General features: G+C 68.1%; 16 protein-coding genes. 12 read left to right on the top strand and 4 right to left on the bottom strand.

Going from position 1 to position 18,536, the window contains the following annotated elements; genetic code table 11:
* Positions 1 to 3 precede the first annotated feature (3 nt).
* The 9 genes from ACFQS9_RS08615 to ACFQS9_RS08575 are packed head-to-tail and all read left to right on the top strand — an operon-like array spanning position 4 to position 9,340.
* On the top strand, positions 4 to 855 hold the full coding sequence (locus tag ACFQS9_RS08615) for an MlaE family ABC transporter permease (RefSeq protein ID WP_378403536.1): 852 nt from the start codon (positions 4 to 6) through the stop codon (positions 853 to 855).
* Between the two features lie 5 nt (positions 856 to 860).
* Positions 861 to 2,045 (top strand): MCE family protein, encoded by a 1,185-nt coding sequence (locus tag ACFQS9_RS08610; RefSeq protein ID WP_378403535.1) that lies wholly within the window; start codon positions 861 to 863, stop codon positions 2,043 to 2,045.
* A complete protein-coding gene (locus ACFQS9_RS08605) occupies positions 2,045 to 3,070 on the top strand; it encodes an MCE family protein (RefSeq protein WP_378403533.1) in 1,026 nt (341 codons plus the stop codon). The genes ACFQS9_RS08610 and ACFQS9_RS08605 overlap by 1 nt, the downstream gene beginning before the upstream one ends.
* Positions 3,067 to 4,122, top strand: a complete 1,056-nt coding sequence (locus ACFQS9_RS08600) for an MCE family protein (protein WP_378403531.1) — start codon at positions 3,067 to 3,069, stop codon at positions 4,120 to 4,122. The genes ACFQS9_RS08605 and ACFQS9_RS08600 overlap by 4 nt, the downstream gene beginning before the upstream one ends.
* An 8-nt stretch (positions 4,123 to 4,130) precedes the next feature.
* On the top strand, positions 4,131 to 5,414 hold the full coding sequence (locus ACFQS9_RS08595) for an MCE family protein (protein ID WP_378403529.1): 1,284 nt from the start codon (positions 4,131 to 4,133) through the stop codon (positions 5,412 to 5,414).
* Positions 5,411 to 6,643 (top strand): MCE family protein, encoded by a 1,233-nt coding sequence (locus ACFQS9_RS08590; protein ID WP_378403527.1) that lies wholly within the window; start codon positions 5,411 to 5,413, stop codon positions 6,641 to 6,643. Before ACFQS9_RS08595 ends, ACFQS9_RS08590 begins: the two co-directional genes overlap by 4 nt.
* Positions 6,640 to 8,052 carry an MCE family protein gene (locus ACFQS9_RS08585; protein WP_378403525.1) on the top strand — a complete coding sequence of 471 codons (1,413 nt, stop codon included), beginning with the start codon at positions 6,640 to 6,642 and terminating at the stop codon, positions 8,050 to 8,052. Before ACFQS9_RS08590 ends, ACFQS9_RS08585 begins: the two co-directional genes overlap by 4 nt.
* A complete protein-coding gene (locus ACFQS9_RS08580) occupies positions 8,019 to 8,759 on the top strand; it encodes a hypothetical protein (protein ID WP_378403523.1) in 741 nt (246 codons plus the stop codon). Before ACFQS9_RS08585 ends, ACFQS9_RS08580 begins: the two co-directional genes overlap by 34 nt.
* Positions 8,756 to 9,340: a h domain protein gene (locus ACFQS9_RS08575; RefSeq protein ID WP_378403521.1), complete on the top strand. Its 585-nt coding sequence runs from the start codon at positions 8,756 to 8,758 to the stop codon at positions 9,338 to 9,340. The genes ACFQS9_RS08580 and ACFQS9_RS08575 overlap by 4 nt, the downstream gene beginning before the upstream one ends.
* Positions 9,341 to 9,349: 9 nt before the next feature.
* Here the strand turns inward: ACFQS9_RS08575 and ACFQS9_RS08570 are convergent, their stop codons facing one another.
* The gene (locus ACFQS9_RS08570) at positions 9,350 to 10,738 is read right to left on the bottom strand and encodes a wax ester/triacylglycerol synthase domain-containing protein (protein ID WP_378403519.1); all 1,389 of its coding nucleotides are present in this window, start codon (positions 10,736 to 10,738) and stop codon (positions 9,350 to 9,352) included.
* A 156-nt stretch (positions 10,739 to 10,894) separates the two neighbouring features.
* On the opposite strand from ACFQS9_RS08570, the gene ACFQS9_RS08565 reads away from it, so the two are divergent.
* Positions 10,895 to 11,719: a class I SAM-dependent methyltransferase gene (locus ACFQS9_RS08565; protein ID WP_378403516.1), complete on the top strand. Its 825-nt coding sequence runs from the start codon at positions 10,895 to 10,897 to the stop codon at positions 11,717 to 11,719.
* Position 11,720: 1 nt separating this feature from the next.
* Here ACFQS9_RS08565 and ACFQS9_RS08560 read toward each other — a convergent pair whose 3' ends face one another.
* Genes ACFQS9_RS08560 through ACFQS9_RS08550 form a run of 3 tightly spaced genes read right to left on the bottom strand, consistent with a single transcriptional unit; the run spans position 11,721 to position 14,839 of the window.
* The gene (locus ACFQS9_RS08560; RefSeq protein WP_378403514.1) at positions 11,721 to 13,115 is read right to left on the bottom strand and encodes a hypothetical protein; all 1,395 of its coding nucleotides are present in this window, start codon (positions 13,113 to 13,115) and stop codon (positions 11,721 to 11,723) included.
* 44 nt (positions 13,116 to 13,159) lie between these two features.
* A complete protein-coding gene (locus tag ACFQS9_RS08555; protein WP_378403512.1) occupies positions 13,160 to 14,617 on the bottom strand; it encodes an alpha,alpha-trehalose-phosphate synthase (UDP-forming) in 1,458 nt (485 codons plus the stop codon).
* 48 nt (positions 14,618 to 14,665) lie between these two features.
* Positions 14,666 to 14,839, bottom strand: a complete 174-nt coding sequence (locus ACFQS9_RS08550; RefSeq protein ID WP_378403510.1) for a hypothetical protein — start codon at positions 14,837 to 14,839, stop codon at positions 14,666 to 14,668.
* A 154-nt stretch (positions 14,840 to 14,993) separates the two neighbouring features.
* Here ACFQS9_RS08550 and ACFQS9_RS08545 point away from each other — a divergent pair, with 154 nt between their 5' ends.
* Both ACFQS9_RS08545 and ACFQS9_RS08540 read left to right on the top strand, forming a co-directional pair.
* The gene (locus ACFQS9_RS08545; protein WP_378403508.1) at positions 14,994 to 16,778 is read left to right on the top strand and encodes an ABC transporter ATP-binding protein; all 1,785 of its coding nucleotides are present in this window, start codon (positions 14,994 to 14,996) and stop codon (positions 16,776 to 16,778) included.
* The gene (locus ACFQS9_RS08540) at positions 16,775 to 18,532 is read left to right on the top strand and encodes an ABC transporter ATP-binding protein (protein WP_378403505.1); all 1,758 of its coding nucleotides are present in this window, start codon (positions 16,775 to 16,777) and stop codon (positions 18,530 to 18,532) included. Before ACFQS9_RS08545 ends, ACFQS9_RS08540 begins: the two co-directional genes overlap by 4 nt.
* Positions 18,533 to 18,536: the final 4 nt, after the last annotated feature.

Raw genomic sequence — 18,536 nt, 5'->3', positions numbered from 1 at the left:
GGGATGGCATTCGCGCTGACAGGGCGTTTCCGTGGGACCAGGAAGCGAATCGGCAAGTTCTCCAACTCGATCGACGGCATCGGTGAGCAGGCGCTGTTCTACTGGCGGGCGGTGGCCTGGGCGCCACGCGCACTCATCCACTACCGGAAAGAGACGATCCGGCTGATCGCCGAGATCAGCATGGGCACCGGTGCGCTCGCCGTGATCGGTGGCACCGTCGTGATCGTCGGATTCCTCACCCTCTTTGCCGGCGGCACCATCGCCGTGCAGGGCTACAGCTCCCTCGGCAACATCGGGGTCGAGGCGCTGACCGGCTTCTTCGCTGCCTTCATCAACGTGCGCATCGCCGCGCCGGTCATCGCGGGCATCGGGCTCGCCGCCACCATCGGGGCCGGCTCGACCGCCCAGCTGGGCGCGATGCGGGTGTCCGAGGAGATCGACGCCCTGGAAACCATGGCCATTCCGTCGATTCCGTACCTGGTGAGCACCCGGGTGATGGCGGGGATGATCGCGATCGTCCCGCTCTACGCGCTCGCCGTGGTCGCCTCGTTCATCGCCAGCCGGTTCGCAACGGTCGTGCTCTACGGGCAGTCGCCTGGCGTCTACGACCACTACTTCTCGACGTTCCTGATACCGACGGACATCCTGTGGTCCTTCGGCCAGGCGATCGTGATGGCGCTGGCCGTCATGCTCATCCACACCTACTACGGGTACAACGCCAGCGGCGGCCCGGTGGGCGTGGGTGTGGCCGTCGGTAACGCGGTGCGCACCTCGCTGATCGCGGTCGTCACCGTGACCCTCCTCATCTCGCTCGCCATCTACGGCGGGTCCGGCAACTTCAACCTCTCGGGATAGCGCGCATGTCTGAACCTGAACCCAAGTGGAAGAAGAAGGTCGCGGCGCTGACGCTCGTCGGCAGCCTGGTCGCCGTCGCGACCGTCGCGCTGACCATGTTCTCGGGCGGCTTCACCGACAGTGAGCCCGTGACGGTGACGGCCGACCGCGCGGGTCTGGTGATGGACCCCGACGCCAAGGTGAAGATGCGCGGCGTCCAGGTCGGTCGCGTCGCCTCCATCGGGCAGGAGGGCGATCAGGCCAAGCTCGAGCTGGCGATGGATCCTTCGTCCATGCACCTGATCCCGTCGAACGCGCAGGTGGAGATCAAGTCCACCACCGTGTTCGGCTCCAAGTACGTGAACTTCGTGGTTCCGGAGAACCCGTCGTCGAGCTCGCTCTCGCCCGGCACCACGATCGAGGCCGACTCCGTGACGGTCGAGTTCAACACCCTGTTCGAGAACCTGTCGACGTTGCTGCAGCAGATCGAGCCGGAGAAGCTCAACGCCACGCTCGGCGCGATCTCCGAGGCGCTCAACGGCCGCGGTGACGAGCTCGGCCAGCTGCTGGCCGAGAGCGACGAATACCTGAAGAAGATGAACCCGTCGCTGCCGCAGTTGCAGCGCGACCTCGAGGCCGCCTCGACCGTGACCAATGTGTACGCCGACGTCACGCCCAACCTGATGCGTCTGCTCGACAACGCGACCGCGACCAGCGGCACCATCGTCGACGAGCAGGCCAACCTGGACCTGCTGCTGATGAACGTGACCGGGCTGGCGAACAACGCGAACGGAGTGTTAACCGAGAACGAGGCCAACCTGACGAAGGCGCTGGCGGACCTCAAGCCGACGACCGAACTCCTCGGGGAGTACTCGCCGTCGATCGCCTGCCTGCTCACCGGGCTCGCCAAGACGCTTCCCGCTGCCAACGAGATCTTCGGTGGTCTGCAGCCGGGCGTCGCGTTGAGCACGAGCTTCGTGTACGGCACCGAGCCGTACACCTATCCGAGGGACCTGCCGAAGGTGAACGCCTCCGGTGGACCGCAATGCATGGGCCTGCCCGACTTCGATCCCAAGCGCGACGGCAACGCGAACTTCCTGGTCGCTGATACCGGGACGGTGCCGTACGTGCCGTCCACGAAGCTGAGCACGAACATGCCCAAGGTCTTCCAGTTGCTGTACGCGGGCGTCTACCCGGAGGGAGGAAACTGATGCGGCCGACCACCGTCAAACTGCTGATCTTCACCACGGTGATGACGCTGATCTTCGCCGGCCTGGCGATCGTGTTCAGCCAGTACCGCTTCAGCAGCTCGAATTCGTTCACCGCGCAGTTCAGCGACTCGTCCGGGGTGAAGCCGGGCGACAAGGTGCGCATCGCAGGCGTGCCGGTTGGCTCGGTGAAGGGCGTGAGCATCGACCGCGACAACCTCGCCGAGGTCGACTTCAACGTCGACAGTCAGTACGAGCTCTTCAAGAGCACCAGGGCCACCGTGCGCTACGAGAACCTGGTCGGAGACCGGTACCTCGAGCTGCTCGAGGGTGCGGGCTCGATGGAGCAGCTCGGCGACGGCGGGACCATCCCGGAGGACCAGACCTCGCCCGCGCTCGACCTGGATCTGCTGCTCGGCGGGTTCAAGCCGCTGCTGAAGGGCCTGGACGCCCAGCAGGTCAACGACCTCTCCGGCGCGCTGCTGCAGGTCTTCCAGGGTCAGGGCGGCACACTGGTGTCGCTGCTCGGCAGCACCAGCTCGTTCACGAAGACGCTGGCCGACCGGGACGAGCTGATCGGCGAGGTGATCACCAACCTGAACACCACCCTCGGCACGATCAACGACAAGGGCGACCAGTTCTCGACCACGATCGATCAGCTTCAGCAGCTGGTGAGCGGGCTCGCGAAGGACAGCGATCCGATCGGCAACGCGATCCCGCAGATCGCCACCGCCACGGGCGATCTCGCGGAGCTGTTGCAGGGCGCACGCCCGGATCTGCAGTCCACCATCATCGAGGGGGGACGGGTCGTGAACCAGCTCGATCTGGGCAAAGCTGACCTCGACTGGGTGCTCGGGGAGTTGCCCGGGGCGTACAAGAAGCTGATCCGGGTCGGCGCGTACGGCGGGTTCTTCCAGTTCTATACCTGCAGCGTGCAGATGAAGTTCTCCGGACCGGACGGCAAGGATCTTCTGGTTGGCCTCCCGACGACTCCGACTCAGACCACCGGGAGGTGTGCGGTCAAGTGACGAAGCCACGCGAAAGAGACCCCGTTCAGATCGGGGTCATCGGCCTCGCCGTCGCCGGTTCCCTGGTGCTGGCCGGCCTGCAGTACGACCAGCTGCCCTTCATCTCCGGTGGCGGCCAGTACACTGCGCATTTCGCCGACGCGGGCGGACTGATGACCGGGGACGACGTCACTGTCTCGGGAGTCAATGTCGGCACCGTGGACAAGATCGACCTGGACGGCCCGCAGGTGCTGGTCACCTTCACCGTCCAGGACGGGATCGCGCTCGGTGACGAGACGAGCGCCGCGGTCAAGACCAACACCATTCTCGGTCGCAAGTCGCTCAAGGTGACCCCCGCGGGCGGCGGAACGCTGCGTAAGTCCGAGACGATTCCGTTGGAGCGCACCAACTCCCCGTATTCGCTCAACGATGCTCTCGGCGACCTGTCGACCACCGTGTCAGAGCTCGACACCGATCAGCTCAACAACTCGCTGAACGCGATGTCCGACACGCTCCAGGACACCCCGCCCGAGCTGCGGACCGCGCTGGACGGGGTCACCCGGCTCTCGGCGAGCATCAATTCGCGCGACGAGAGCCTGCGTGAACTGCTCGCCCGGGCGGAGGGCGTGACCGGCATCCTGGCGACCCGCAGCGACCAGATCAACGCCCTGCTGGTGGACGGCAACCAGTTGCTCGGCGAGCTCGACCGCAGGCGGAACGCGATCAGCGAGCTGATCGTGAACACCTCCGCGGTGTCGCGGCAGCTGACCGGGCTGGTGCAGGACAACCAGGAACAGATGAAACCGACTCTGGAGAAGCTGAATTCGGTGGTCGCGGTGCTGCAGGAGAACAAGGACAACATCGGGAAGGCGCTCGACGGACTCGCTCCGTACGCGACCGCGCTCGGCGAATCCGTCGGCAGCGGACCGTTCTTCATGGCGTACGTGGCGAACTTCAGCGTCGGCCAGATGACGCAGGCCTTCACGGATTCGCTGGTGTGGCCCGAGCACGTGCCCAAGGACCTACAGAACTTCCCGCCGCTGACCGTCACGCCCGTGGACCCGAACCGGTGAGCGCCCCGATGACAGACCGCAAGAAGTGGCTGCTGCGCGGCGGCGCCGCGGCCGTGGTGATCGCCGCGCTGGTGGCGGGCACCCTGTTCCTGTTCCCGGGGCTCGGGAAGAATCGGATCACCGCGTATTTCCCGACGACCACCGGCATCTATGCCGGCGACGACGTGCGGGTGCTCGGCGTGACGGTGGGCAAGATCGCCAGCATCGACCCCGAGGGCGAGAACGCCAGGGTGGAGATGGACGTCGACTCCGGCATCGACATCCCAGCCGACGCCAAAGCCATCATTGTGGCGCCGAGCCTGGTGGCGGCGCGCTTCATCCAGCTGACCCCGGTGTACACCGGCGGCGAGACGATGGGCGACGACGCCGTGATCCCGGTGGAGCGCACGGCCGTTCCGGTGGAGTGGGACGAGATCAAGGCGGAACTCGCCAAGCTCTCCACCGCGCTCGGGCCGGAGGGCGCCGCCGACCAGGGCTCGCTCGGCCGGTTCATCGACACCGCGGCCGACAACCTCGAGGGCAACGGCGACAGCATTCGTGCCACCCTTCGCGAGCTCTCGGACACCATGCACACCCTCTCGCAGGGCCGCACGGACCTGTTCTCCACCATCCGGAACCTGCAGACCTTCGTCTCCGCGCTGTCCGCGAGCAACCAGCAGATCGTGCAGTTCAGCGGCCGGCTCGCGTCGGTGTCATCGGTGCTGGCCGACAACACCGATGAGCTGGGGGTCGCGCTGAGTGACCTCAATGTGGCGATGGGCGACGTGCAGCGGTTCGTCAGCGACAACCGGGCAGTGCTCACGGAATCCGTGGAACGACTCGCCGATGCCACCCAGGTGCTGGCCCAGAAGCGGCCGGAGATCGAGCGGGTGCTGCACATCGCGCCGAACGCGCTGGCGAACTTCAACAACATCTATCAGCCCGCATTGGGCTCGGTGACCGGAGTGCTCGCGGCGAGCAACGCGAACAACCCCATCACCATGATCTGCGGCATGATCGAGGGCCTCGAGATGAACGACTCCGACAAGAGCGCCGACCTGTGCGAGCAGTACCTGGGTCCGGTGCTGAACTCGGTGGCGATGAACTACCCGGGGATCCTCACCAACCCGGCCACCGGCGTCGCGGCGCACCCGGACCAGCTGACCTTCAGCCCCCCGAGCCTGGAGAACCAGATCCCGGCGCGGGCAGCCAAGTCGACGGTCAAGCCCATCGCCGGGCCGCTCGCCGGCCTGCCGACGATCAATGTGCCCAAGGATCTCGGATCCCTGCTCGCACCGGGAGGTGGCCGATGACCCGCACGAGCACCCACCGCCGGGTTGCGATCGGATCGATCGCGTTCGGGCTGACGCTTGCCCTCACCGGGTGCGAGTGGACGGGCCTGAACTCGGTGCCCATGCCGGGCACCGAGGGCAGCGGGGACGACGCGTACTCGGTGAAGATCGAGATGCCGAACGTGACCACGCTCTCGGAGAATTCGCCGGTGCGGGTGAACGATGTCACCGTCGGCACGGTCGAGGACATCGAGGTCCAGAACTGGCACGCCGTGGTCACCGTCTCGCTGAACGAGGACGTCGTACTGCCCGCGAACGCGACCGCCAAGATCGGCCAGACCAGCCTCCTCGGCTCGCAGCACCTGGAGTTGGCGCCGCCGGTCGGGATCGCCCCGGAGGGCACGCTCTCCGACGGCGATGTCATCCCGATGGCGCGCGCCGGCGCCTACCCGACCACCGAGCAGACGCTGTCCTCGTTGTCGGTGGTGCTCAACGGCGGCGGCCTGGCGCAGATCAACGACATCACCAGGGAACTCAACGCCGGCCTCGTGGGCCGCGAGGACTCGATCCGCGATCTGCTCCCGCAGCTCGACCAGCTGGTCGGCAGCCTGGACCGTCAGCGCGGCGAGATCATCTCGGCGATGGAGGGCCTGGATCGGCTGTCCACCACCGTCAATCAGCAGACCGCAACGCTGACCGCCGCACTCGACGGCATTCCTCCCGCGCTCGAGGTCCTCGTGGGCCAGCGGCAGAACCTGACCGACGCGCTGATCGCGCTGGGTAACCTCAGCTCCACGGCCACCCGGGTGATCAATGAGAGCGGCGAAGACCTCAAGGCGAACCTGCACGCGCTGGTGCCGCTGCTGACCGAGCTCGCCAGCACGGGCAGCGCGCTCACCGAGTCGCTGGCGATCATGATCACGTACCCGTTCCCGCTGAAGAACCTGGACCAGGTGATCCGGGGCGACTACGCGAACCTCATGATGACGGTCGATCTGACCAACAAGAGGCTGGACAAGAACTTTCTCACCGGCACCGGCCTGGGTGGAACGCTCGGCGGCGTCGAGGGCGCCCTCGGAAAGACCGCGGGAGTGGCCGGGCAGGCGGCGAACCCCCTGCAGAGTCCTGCCCCGAAGCCCCCGGCCAAGCCGGCCGCGGCGCCGGCACCCGCGCCGTCGATCCCCGGCCTACCGCAGATCCAGCTCCCGCAGATCCCCGGACTCCCGCAGCTAGGAGCACCCAAGCCATGATGCTGTCGAAGTTCGTCCGTGTTCAGCTGGTCATCTTCTCGATCCTCACGGTGATCGGGTTGTCCGTGATGGCGACGCAGTATGTCCAACTCCCGGCGCTGTTCGGGATCGGTCGATACGACGTCACAGTCCAGCTGGCGTCCACCGGCGGCCTGTACCCGCACGCCAACGTGGCCTACCGCGGAACCAACGTGGGCACCGTCGACGAGGTGGTGCTCACCGAGTCCGGCGTAGACGCAAAGCTGTCCATCGCCAGCAAGTACAAGATCCCCGCCGACGTGGACGCCGAGGTCAAGAGCGTGTCCGCGGTCGGCGAGCAGTACGTGGACCTGATCCCGCGCGACGATTCCGAGCCCTACCTGTCCGACGGGGACGTCGTTCCCGTGGACCGGTCCTCGGTGCCGCAGGAGGTCGGTGCGCTGCTCGACCAGGCCGACACCCTGGTCAAGAGCGTCTCGAACACCCGGCTGAAACTGGTGGTCGATGAGGCGTTCAAGGCGTTCAACGGTTCCGGTCCGGAGCTGCAGCAGCTCATCGATTCGGCGCGGCTGTTCGTGCAGGAGGCCAACGCGAACTCCGATGCGACCCTGCAGCTGATCGATCAGATCGGCCCACTGCTCGACACCCAGGTGGTCAGCAGCGACGCGATCCGGTCCTGGACCAGGAACCTCGTGACGTTCTCCGATCAGCTGCGGGCCAGCGACCCAGACCTGCGGGCCGTGATCGAGAAGGGTCCGGGCGCGGCCGCGGAGGCCAACGCGCTGTTCCAGGATTTGAAGCCGACGCTGCCGCTGCTGTTGGCCAACCTGGTGAGTGTCGGCGAGGTCGGCGTGATCTACAACAAGAGCATCGAGCAGGTTCTGGTGCTGTACCCGCCGATCACCGCTGCGTTGACGACGATGGCGCTCTCGGGTCCCCGGGACGAGGGTGCGCTGGTGAACTTCGCCATCGAGGTCAACGACCCGCCGCCGTGCACCACCGGCTTCACCCCGCCCGACCAGTGGCGACCGGGCAATGAGGTGTCCACGCCGGACACCCCGCCCGGAATGTTCTGCCGGGTGGCACAGGACGACCCCACCACGGTGCGCGGCGCCAGGAACAGCCCATGCATGGAGTTCCCCGGCAGGCGTGCCCCGACCCCGGAAGAGTGCCGCACCGGCTACGTCCCGCTGGGCAACAACCCGCCCAACGGGCCGGTCATGCCGGCGAATGTACCCTCGTACACGACAGTTCCCAGCTCCTATGACGAGTCGGTGGAAGCGCCGGTGACGGCGCGGCCCTACGACCCGAAGACGGGCAAGTACACCGGTCCCGACGGCCGGCTGTACACCCAACCGGCATTGGCGTCGGGGGGCTCGTCCGGAAAGGAGTCGACGTGGCAGACGATGATGACCGGTCAGCAGGGCTGACCCCGCAGAACAAGCCGGCTCCCCGCAGGCGCGCGAGTCGCAGCGCAGGGCCCCCGGTGGAAGACAAGGCGGAGGCCGCCGCGGCGGTGGAGAACGTGACCGTCGCCGAGGAGCGGACCGCGGAGTCGGTCGAGGCTGTGGCCGAGGCGACCGTCGCGGAATCGTCCGCCGCGGAGCCGACCACTGTGGAGTCGGACGTCGAGACCGCCGAAGCTGCGCCGCACCGCAAGCGCCCGACGATCGCGATGGTCGTCGCGGGCGCGTTGGTGCTGGCGCTGCTCGTCGCCGGGATCGTGCTGCTACTCGACCGGAATGCTGCCAACGATCGTGACGCCAAGCGAAACGCCTTCGTGCAGACCGCCCGGCAGACCGTGCTGAACCTGACCACGATCCGTCCGGAGACCGCCAAGGAAGACGTCGAGCGCATCCTCGCGGGCGCGAGCGGCGACTTCAAGGCCGAGTTCGACGGCCGCCAGGACCCCTTCGTCAGCGTCGTGAAGGAGGCCTCGGTGACCACCGAGGGCCAGATCATCGAGGCCGGACTCGAGAGCGAGGACGGCAACAACGCGAAGGTGCTGGTCGCCGCGCGGGCCAATGTGACAACGCCGGACCAGTCCCAGTCGGGACCGCGCGACTTCCGGATGCGCGTGACGGTGACGGACGACGGCGGGACCATGACGGCGTCGAAGGTGGAGTTTGTGCCATGAGCGAGGACAAGTCGACCGAGAAGGTCACCGAGGGCGAGCCGACCGAGGATGTCAACGACGCATCGGCCGAGCCGGACACCACGGAGGCCGCGCCCCGCAATGTGCGGCGCACCGTGCTCGCGGCAGTCGCCGCGGCGCTGGTCGTCGCCCTGACCGCGGGTGTCGGGGTGCTGTTCTATCAGCACCTCCAGGACAACCGGACCGAGCAGGCGCGCACCGATGCGGTGGCGGCGGCGGGCGAGCAGGCCGTGGCCATGCTGTCCTACAACTACAACACCGTGGACGACGAGCTCGCCGCGGCCGCCGACGGCCTGACCGGGTCGTTCAGGGACGACTACAACACGCTGGTGGCCGAGGTGATCGCGCCCGGCGCGAAGGAGAAGAAGCTCACCGTGCAGGTCACGGTGCAGGGCGGCTCCATTGTCTCGGCCGACCCGGACGACGCCGTCGTGCTGCTGTTCCTCAACCAGATCACTACGAGCGCCGACGCCCCCGACGCGGCCACCACTGGTAGCCGGGTGCGGATGGAGATGCGCAAGGAAGGCGACCGCTGGCTCACCAGCAGGCTCACGCCGGTATAGCCCAACGGATCAGGAGTAGACGGCGGCCTTGAGATCGTCGAACGATTCGCGCAGCAGCTCGGCGTAGCGGCGATCATCGCGCAGCTGTGTCGGATCCGCGGTGAAGTTGACCGCGAGCGAATCGCCCAATGAGCCGATCGAATGCGCCACGCCGCCCAGGCCGACGAGCGGGGCCAACCCGAAGTTCGCGGCGACGGTGGATCCGCAGAGCTTCATGTCGGCCGGTCCCTTCGGGATGTTCGTGATGAGGGTGTTGGCGAGCCCGATGGTCGGCGACTGCCGGGCCGGGAGCGCGCTGATGATGCGGAGCCCGTACCGCACCACGAACCCCGGGATGGAATTGGCGAGCGCATCGGACCGGGTTTCGCCAGGGCTGGTCTTGCGGATCTTGTCGGCCAGCACCGATTGATGGATCGCCCGGGCGCGCTCGACAGGACCGGAGAGGTCGGTGTGTAGGTCCACGGCGGTGATGACGAACCGGTTTCGGGAGGTCGCTTCGACGGTGTCGCGTATCGATACGGGAATCCCGGCGCCCAGCGAGCCGTCTGGTGTGTCGCCGATTTCGCACAGGTACTTGTGCATCGCAGCGCCGATGATGGTGATCATCAGGTCATTGACGGTGACGCCGCCGATCTCGATCTTCATCTCCCGTAGCTCGGGGAGCGAGAAGAACACACTGTCGAAGACGCGGTCCGGCCCGAGCTGTTGGTTGAGGACCGTCCGCGGGCGCCGAGCGGACGGAACCTCGTACATCCCTTGCTCGCGTTCCGCCCGAATCAGGCGCTGGACCGCGCGGGCCTCGGGTACCGCGCCGGCCAGCCGGTAGAGGTTCCGTGGAAGGGCGGCGAGCGCCCGCGTGGCGATGGTGAGCCGAGATGGAATCGGGTCCACGACGGCCGGACGCGCGTCGGCCGGCAGGTCTTCCGAGAACAGTTGGCGGGCGATCTGAACGCTGAGTTTCCCGTCTGCCATCGAGTGGTGCATCTTGACGACCGCCACGGTGGCCTCGCCCGGGATCTCGTTCACCCCGGAGACGCCCGTGACGATATGGAGTTCCCACAGGGGCCGCGAGGGGTCGAAGGGCTGCCGCAGGATGCCTACCAGTAACGTTCGCAGTTCTTCCCAGCCCTGGCCGTCGTGGAAGACGACATGATCGTCGGCGGCGAAGGCGGGGTCTTCGGCCCAGTAGGGGTGGTCGAGATCGAAGGGTGCGCGGATCATGCGCTGGCGCAGGACGTCGATCCGGCCGGCCCGTTCGGTGACCCAGCGCCGGATTTCGGCCCGGTCTGGTGGGGAGTCTGTGCCCGAGTCGAAGGCGTACGCCGACAACATCGTCTGGCTCGCCGAGGTCGTCTCGACATACGCGAACACGGCGTCGCGTGGATCAACCTGCCTCATGAGCCCCCCCGGCCGGACTGCCTACTTGCCAGGTGGATCATACGGTCCGGTTGGGCAGGGGGCGGCCACGTCGCAAACAGGAGCGGGCGCGTACCATCTGACCCTCATCGGCGCGATGATCGGCAACACGGGTGTGGACTCGACGAGGGGGAATCCATGTGGGAGGAAGCGACATTCCGCGCGCGAATCGAAAGCGGCGACCAGCAGCGGAGGTTTCCGGCCACCTCACCCGATGGTGAGGAAATCGCGATCTATCGGCAGGCCGTCAGTGGGCTCGGGGGCAAGGGACACGCTCTTGTGCTCGGCATGACCCCGGAGCTGCGATGCATGGCTGGGGCGGAATTCGATCGGCTCACGGCCGTGGATGCATCCGCCCCTGCCATCGACATCTACCGCGACTGGGTTGGCCCGGGTATCGCCGAGGAGGTCGTTCTGGACGACTGGGGGACGTTCCTCCGCAGGCATCCGGCGACATTCTCCGCGGTGTTCGGCGACGGGATCTTCGGGAATGTCCCGAGCGGAGACGATTGCCTTGAACTGGTCGACCTCATTCGGCGAGCACTCTGCCCGGGCGGCGTATTCGTCACCCGAATGGCGGTTGTTCCGCCGGGCTTTCGGGCGCCGGACTGGGAATTCCAGACGCTGCTCCGCCGGTTTCGCGACACCGAGATCGACGAGGCCGAGTTCAGCCTCAGTGCCAGATTGTTCGGGTACTTCGAGAAGGCCTACGACAGCACGAGCTCGATGCTGGACAACGCCAGGGTATTCGACGAGATCGACGCCGCAGCAGAAAGGCTCGACGTCACCGATGCGGAGCTGGGGGTTCTCCGGAGGTCGGCCTTTCGAGGACTCAACTTCCTGCCCGATGTTCCGCAGTGGGAGGAAATCCTCACGAGCGCATCCCTGGACTTCGGGGTGCACCCGCCGCGTGGCAAGCTGTGGCATCAGTACTACCGGATCTACACCTGCCGCAGCGCGTGAATCAGAATGACTTCTGAAAATAGCGGAACTTGCCGCTGGGGCTGAATTCCGGACGTTCGGCAGACCTGCTGAATGTGAAGTGGCTCAGACCACTTTCGGCGAACAAGTCGGGAAGTTCGCGCAGCACGGCGGTCCACAGTTCTTCCGGATCGGTGCCCTCCTGCGGATCCAAGCGGATCTGCATGTGGCTGGGTGAGTCCTGCTCGAGCTGAATCAACTGTATTCCGCCCACGCGCCTGCGCAGGGCCAGCAGAAGGAACTGTGCGAGGGCCACCGGTCGGCCATCCGCGGTTTCGAGAATGTCCCACGATCGGCCCTGGACCCGGAACGCGGGGTAGCGACTGCCACAGGGGCACGGGTCCGGCCGCTGCAGGACCGAGTCGGCAAGTTCATACCGAAGGATGGGTTGCGTGCGCCGGTACAAAACCGTGAGCAGCACAGCGTGGGAACGCTGACCGGGAGGCGTGGGGCGGTGCAACGAATCGACCGGTTCGAAGATCACCCAATCCGTGTGAACATGGTGCCAGCCCTCGGCGCAATAGTGGCTGAGCCCGGGCGCCTCGCAGCAGGCATAGGTATCGACGTTCACGGCGCCGAAGGCCGATTCGACCTTTTTGAACTGATCCTCCGGCAGGCCCTCCCCGAGCAGCTGGATGAACCCCGGGTTGACCTTCAGGCGTCCGGCTTCCTTCTCGTTCGCCAGCATGTAAACCGTCCCGGCACATCCGACGAGTCCGGCGGGCTGGAACTCATTGAGCTGGTCGACGATTTCCGGCAGTGGGTCTCCGGCATGTATTGCGCGTCGTTTGGTGTCGGTACCCTCCGAACCGGACTTCCAGAGCGAGTACATCGCAAAATGCCCACCCGTCGGGATGATGCTCGCGATCCGCCTCCTTCCGCGCAGCAGGCGCACGATGGCGGTCGATCGGATGAGGCGGCGTATGAGCTGACGGTTCATCTCCCCGCCGGCCACGGCGCTGGCCGTGCGCATTTCGTCTCGGCTCGCCAAGAAAATTCCTGGACGGCCTGACGAGCCGGATGTCGTCGCGACGAGATACTTCCCGAGGAATGCCTCTCCAGCCCGAGCGGGATCTGCGATGAACTCGTCAATTTCTGCGCGCGTGATCTCCGGGTCGGTCACCCACTCGTCGAAATGTTCCATCAGCGAGGGCTTGTCGGTGACCGGAAGGATCTCGACATCCGAGACCGTCTCCGGAAAGCCGTCGTACAGCTTCCGGAAGTACGGGGAATTCGCGCGCGCGAAGGCGACAGCCTCGGCGAGGCGGTGTCGTTGCGCCTCGTCAACGGGGGGCTGTTCCGAGTTCCTCGGTCGAGGCAGCAGCTTCGTGAGTGCGTTTCCTGCACGCGCGGGCAATGTTCGTTCACCGATCGGCACAGCTCTGCTCCTCCAGTCGGGATTCTCTACGAAGTGAGTTGGCTCTACGCCTTGAGCTCGTCGCCGAGCAGCGCGCCGCCCGCCACCGAGTCCCGCGCCAGCGCGCTGAGGAAGGACTTGGCCCAGCGGTCCACGTCGTGGGCGAGCACTTGGCGTCGCATCGCGCGCATCCGACGGCGGCCGGCCTCGCGGTCCTGGGTGAGTGCCGCGACCATCTCGTCCTTGACGCCGTCGAGGTCGTGCGGGTTGGCCTGATAGGCCTGGCGCAATTCGGCTGCGGCGCCGGTGAACTCGCTGAGCAGCAGCGCACCGCCGAGGTCGCTGCGGCAGGCCACGTACTCCTTCGCCACGAGGTTCATGCCGTCCCGTAGCGGGGTCACGAGCATGACGTCGGCGGCGACGAAGAAGGAGATCAGTTCCTGGCGGGGGATCGGCCGGTGCAGGTAGTGCACGACCGGCCTGCCGACCTGGCCGAACTCACCGTTGATCCGGCCCACCTGCTGTTCGATGTCGCCGCGCATCTGGATGTAGCTCTCGACCCGCTCCCGGCTGGGGGTGGCGAGCTGGACCATGATGTTCTGGGCCGGATCCATCCGGCCCTCCTCGAGCAGCTCGCGGATGGCGTTGAGGCGGACGTCGATTCCCTTGGTGTAGTCGAGCCGGTCGACGCCGAGCATGATCTTGCCCGGGTTGCCGAGTTCCTTGCGGATCTGCTTGGCGCGGTCCCGGACCGACTTCGTGCGCGAGAGCTCGTCGAGCTGGCCCGAGTCGATGGAGATCGGGAACGCCCCCACCCGCACGTTGCGGAAGCCCACCTGCACCACGCCGAGCTTGGACCGGACACCGACGTTGCCCCGAGATGTCTGCTGGCCCGCCAGGCGCCTCGCCAGGTAGAGGAAGTTCTGCGCGCCGCCGGGCAGGTGGAAACCGATCAGGTCGGCCCCGAGCAGGCCCTCGACGATCTCCCTGCGCCACGGCATCTGCATGAACAGCTCGACCGGGGGGAACGGGATGTGCAGGAAGAACCCGATGGTCAGGTCCGGACGCAGCATGCGCAGCATCTTCGGGACGAGCTGCAGCTGGTAGTCCTGGATCCACACCGTCGCGCCGTGCGCGGCGGCCGCCGAGGTGGCCTCGGCGAACCGCCGATTCACCTCGACGTACGCGTTCCACCAGGAGCGGTCGTAGACCGGCTTGACGATCACGTCGTGGTAGAGCGGCCACAGGGTGGCGTTGGAGAAGCCCTCGTAGTAGTCGGCGACCTCCTGTGCGCTCAGGCGCACGGGGTGCAGCTCGATGCCGTCCTCGACGATGGGGCCCAGGTCGGTGTCGGGGACGCCCGGCCAGCCGACCCAGGCGCCCTTCTTGCCTCGGAGGATGGGCTCGAGGGCGGTGACGAGTCCGCCCGGACTGCGCTTCCACCTGGTGCTGCCGTCGGGCAGGGTCTCGAGATCGACGGGCAACCGGTTGGCAACGACAACAAATTCCGAGGCGGAGCCCACAGTCTTCCTTTGTTCGGATGCCGCCGCGGCTGCGGCCGCGCCGGCTGACTAGTCGATCTTGGCCGAGGGGCCGATCCCGAGCATAGACAGCAGCATCCGGCATTCGTCGGCATCTGTCGCGTATGCCGCGACAACTCGCTGGGCCTGGCGGGCGGTCTCGTCGGCCAAGGGCTCGAGGTCCTCGTCGGCGATGTCGTTCTCGGCGGTCGTCTTCGCGGCCATGTCGGTTGTTCCTCTCGAACGGAGTACGCGTGCTGCGGCAGGTCGTACTTGTCCGCGACTCTATGAGAACCGGGCTGTCCGGCGCTACTTCCACGTCAGTTAGGGTGTACTAACTTCAGCGGCGTCGGTTTGCCGCACACGATCGGGAGGCTTGATGGTGCGCACATCTGCGCGCGGCGGCGGTGCCGCCAATGGGCGCGGCGGCGGTGCCGCGAATGGGCGCGGCGGCGGCGGCGCCGGCATTCTGCGGCGGACCGTTGCACGGAACCGGGGACGGCTGGCGATCGGCACGGCGCTGCTCGCCGTGCACCAGATCGCCGAGACACTGGTCCCGATCGCCATCGGCATCATCGTCGGCCGGGCGATCTCCACCGGGGACACCCGGTCGCTCGTCGCCTCGGTGGCGGGGCTCGCGCTGCTATTCCTGGTGCTGACGGTGGCCTGGCGGCTGGGCGCCCGCTTCATCGTCTTCGCGATGCAGCGCGAGGCGCACCTGCTCCGCGTGGAGGTGGCCGGCCGGATCCTGCACCCCAGGGGCGTGCGGACGGACCTGCGCTCGGGCGAACTGCTCACCGTCTCGACCTCCGACGCGGACCGGGAGGCCTGGATCCTCGACGTGATCCCGCGCATCGTCGCGGCGCTGGTCGCCGCGGTCGCCTCCGCGGCGACCCTGCTCGTGATCGACGTCCCGCTCGGCCTCGCCGTCCTGATCGGCACCCCCGTGATCCTGGGCCTGATGCAGCTCGCTGCCCCGCTGATCACCCGCCGGGCAACCGCCGCGCAGGAGGCGACCGCCCGCGCATCCGGCACCGCCACCGACCTGGTGAGCGGTCTGCGCCCGCTGCGCGGCCTCGGCGCGGAGCGGGCGGCGGCGGCGCGCTACCGGGACGCCAGCGCAGACGCCCTGCGGTCCACCCTGCACGCGGCCAAGGCCACCGGGATCTTCGTCGGCGCCTCGGTGACCGTCAGCGCGCTGCTGGCCGTCGGCGTCGCCGGTGTGGCCGGCTGGTTCGCCCTGCAGGGCCGGATCACGATCGGCGAACTGATCACCGTGGTCGGGCTGTCCCAGTTCCTCATCGAGCCGCTCGGCACCCTCGCGCGGATGCCGGGCTTCCTCGCTACCGCCAGGGCCTCCGCCGACCGGCTCGCGCTGGTGCTCGATGCGGACCCGATGGTCCCGGCGGGGTCGCAGTCGCTGCCGTCCCGCGTGACGCTGGAACTGGCCGACGTCAGCTACCGGTCGCTGCGCGGCCTCGACCTCCGCGCGCACCCCGGCGAGTTGGTGGGCGTGCTGGCCCATCGTCCGCAGGACGCGGAGGCGCTGGCGCACCTGCTGTCCGGGCACGTCGCGCCCGACGACCACGACGGCACCGTGACCGTCGGGGGCGTGCGGCTGGCCGAGATCGACCTCGCGCAGGCGCGCGGCGGTGTTCTCGTCGAGCCGCACAACACGGATCTGTTCGCGGGGACCGTCCGGTCGAACGTGCTGGCGGGCAGCCCCGACGCCGACCACACCGAGGTGCGCCGGGCGCTGACCGCGTCCGCGGCGGTGGACGTCGTCGACGCGCATCCCGACGGACTCGACCTGCCCGTCACGGACCGCGGCGCGAGCCTGTCCGGCGGTCAGCGCCAGCGGGTGGCGCTGGCCAGGGCGCTGCTCTCGCGGGCGCCCGTGCTGGTGCTGCACGATCCGACCACCGCCGTCGACGCGGTGACCGAACAGGCCATCGCGGAGGGTATTTCGCGGATGCGACATGGAGTGAACGGGCACGAGGCCCCCGAACGGGCGCACACCACCGTGTTGATCACCAGCAGCCCCGCGCTGCTGTCGGTCGCGGACCGGGTGCTGGTGCTCGACGAGGGCCGTGTGGTCGGCGAGGGCACCCACGCCGACCTCGCCACCGCCGACGAGAACTACCGAAAGGTGGTGCTGCGATGAGCGTCACCGCAGAGCGCAGGCCCCTGCTCCCGATCGCGACGGCGGGGGAGAGCTGGGCGTGGCTCCGGGCCGAGTTCGCCCGCACCCGTGGTCTGACCGCGCTGACCCTCGGCGTCGGCACGGTCGGGGCGGCGGTGTCCCTGGTGCCGATCTACGTGTTCGGGATCCTGGTCGACCGGGTGCGGGCGCAGGCGCCGACCGAGATCATCGTCGGGGTGGTCGCGGTGATCACCGTCGCGGCAGTGCTCGGCGGACTGTTCGCCGGCTGGGGCTCGGTGTTGATCAGCCGTCTCGGCGAGGGCATGCTGGCGCGGCTTCGCGAGCGGACCGTCGACCGGGCGCTGACGTTGCCGATCGCGACCGTCGAGCGGGTGGGCAAGGGGGACTTGCTGTCCCGCGTCGGCGACGACATCTCCGTGATCGGCAAGGCCGTCTCCGATGTGGTGCCGAACCTGGTTTCGGCGGTGCTGTTGGTGGCGCTGAGCATGGTCGCGATGCTCGGCATCGACTGGCGGCTCGGACTGGCGGGTGCCGTCGCCCTGCCGATGTACGCGCTCGCGCTGCGCTGGTACCTGCCGCGGTCGGGCCCGATGTTCGCGGCGGAGCGGGTGGCGATGGGGGAGCGGTCCCAGGCGCTGATCAGCAGCATGCAGGGCGCCCGCACGGTTCGCGCCTACGGGCTCGAGGACACCCACCTGGCGGAGATCGACCGGGCGTCGGGGAAGGCCCGGGACATCGCGACCGGGGTGTTCACGCTCTTCACCCGTTTCGCGGGTCGCGGCAACAGGGCCGAGTTCGTGGGGCTCTCGGTGATCCTGGTGGTCGGCTTCGCCCTGGTGAAGGGCGATCTGGTGACGGTCGGCGAGACCACCGCGGCCGCGCTGCTGTTCCACCGGTTGTTCAATCCGATCGGCATGCTGATGTACACGTTCGGCGAGGTGCAGTCGGCGGGCGCCAGCCTGGCGCGACTGGTCGGCGTGGTGAACATCCCCGCGGAGACCGAGCCCGCGTCGGGGGCGGAGCCCGCGTCGGCCGAGCTGAGCCTGGCCGGCATCCGGCACAGCTACGACGGGTCCCGGGAGGTGTTGCGCGGCATCGACCTTCGCATCGAGCCCGGGGCGCGGGTGGCGCTCGTCGGCTCGACCGGTGCCGGCAAGACGACCGTCGCGGCGATCGCGGCAGGCACCGTCACCCCCACCGCGGGCGTCGTGTCGATCGGTGGGGTCCCGCTGGCGGAGCTCGGGGACGGCCTGCGCGAGCGGGTGGTGATCGTCAGCCAGGAGGTGCACGTCTTCGCCGGCCCGCTGATCGAGGACCTGCGTCTGGCCCGGCCGGATGCGACCGCCCTGCAGGCGCGGGCGGCGTTGGACACCGTCGGCGCGCTCGGCTGGGTGGACGCCCTCGCCGACGGGCTCGACACCGCCGTCGGTGAGGGTGGGCACGCCCTGACCGCGGCCCAGGCCCAACAGCTGGCACTCGCTCGCCTCGTCCTGGCCGACCCCGCGGTCGCCATCCTCGACGAGGCCACCGCCGAGGCGGGCAGCGCCGGCGCGCAGGACCTCGAGGTGGCGGCGGAGGCGGCGACCAGGGGGCGCACCACGCTGGTGGTGGCCCACCGACTGACCCAGGCGGCCACCGCGGACCGGGTGCTCGTGCTCGAACACGGCGAGGTCGTCGAGGAGGGCACCCACGACGAGCTGGTCGCGGCGGGCGGGCGGTACGCGCAGCTGTGGTCGGCCTGGTCCGGCCGGTAGGGCC

This window comes from Rhodococcus daqingensis (genome assembly GCF_042665615.1).
Lineage (GTDB): Bacteria > Actinomycetota > Actinomycetes > Mycobacteriales > Mycobacteriaceae > Rhodococcus_G > Rhodococcus_G daqingensis.
This window is presented reverse-complemented; position numbering and strand designations above follow the sequence as displayed.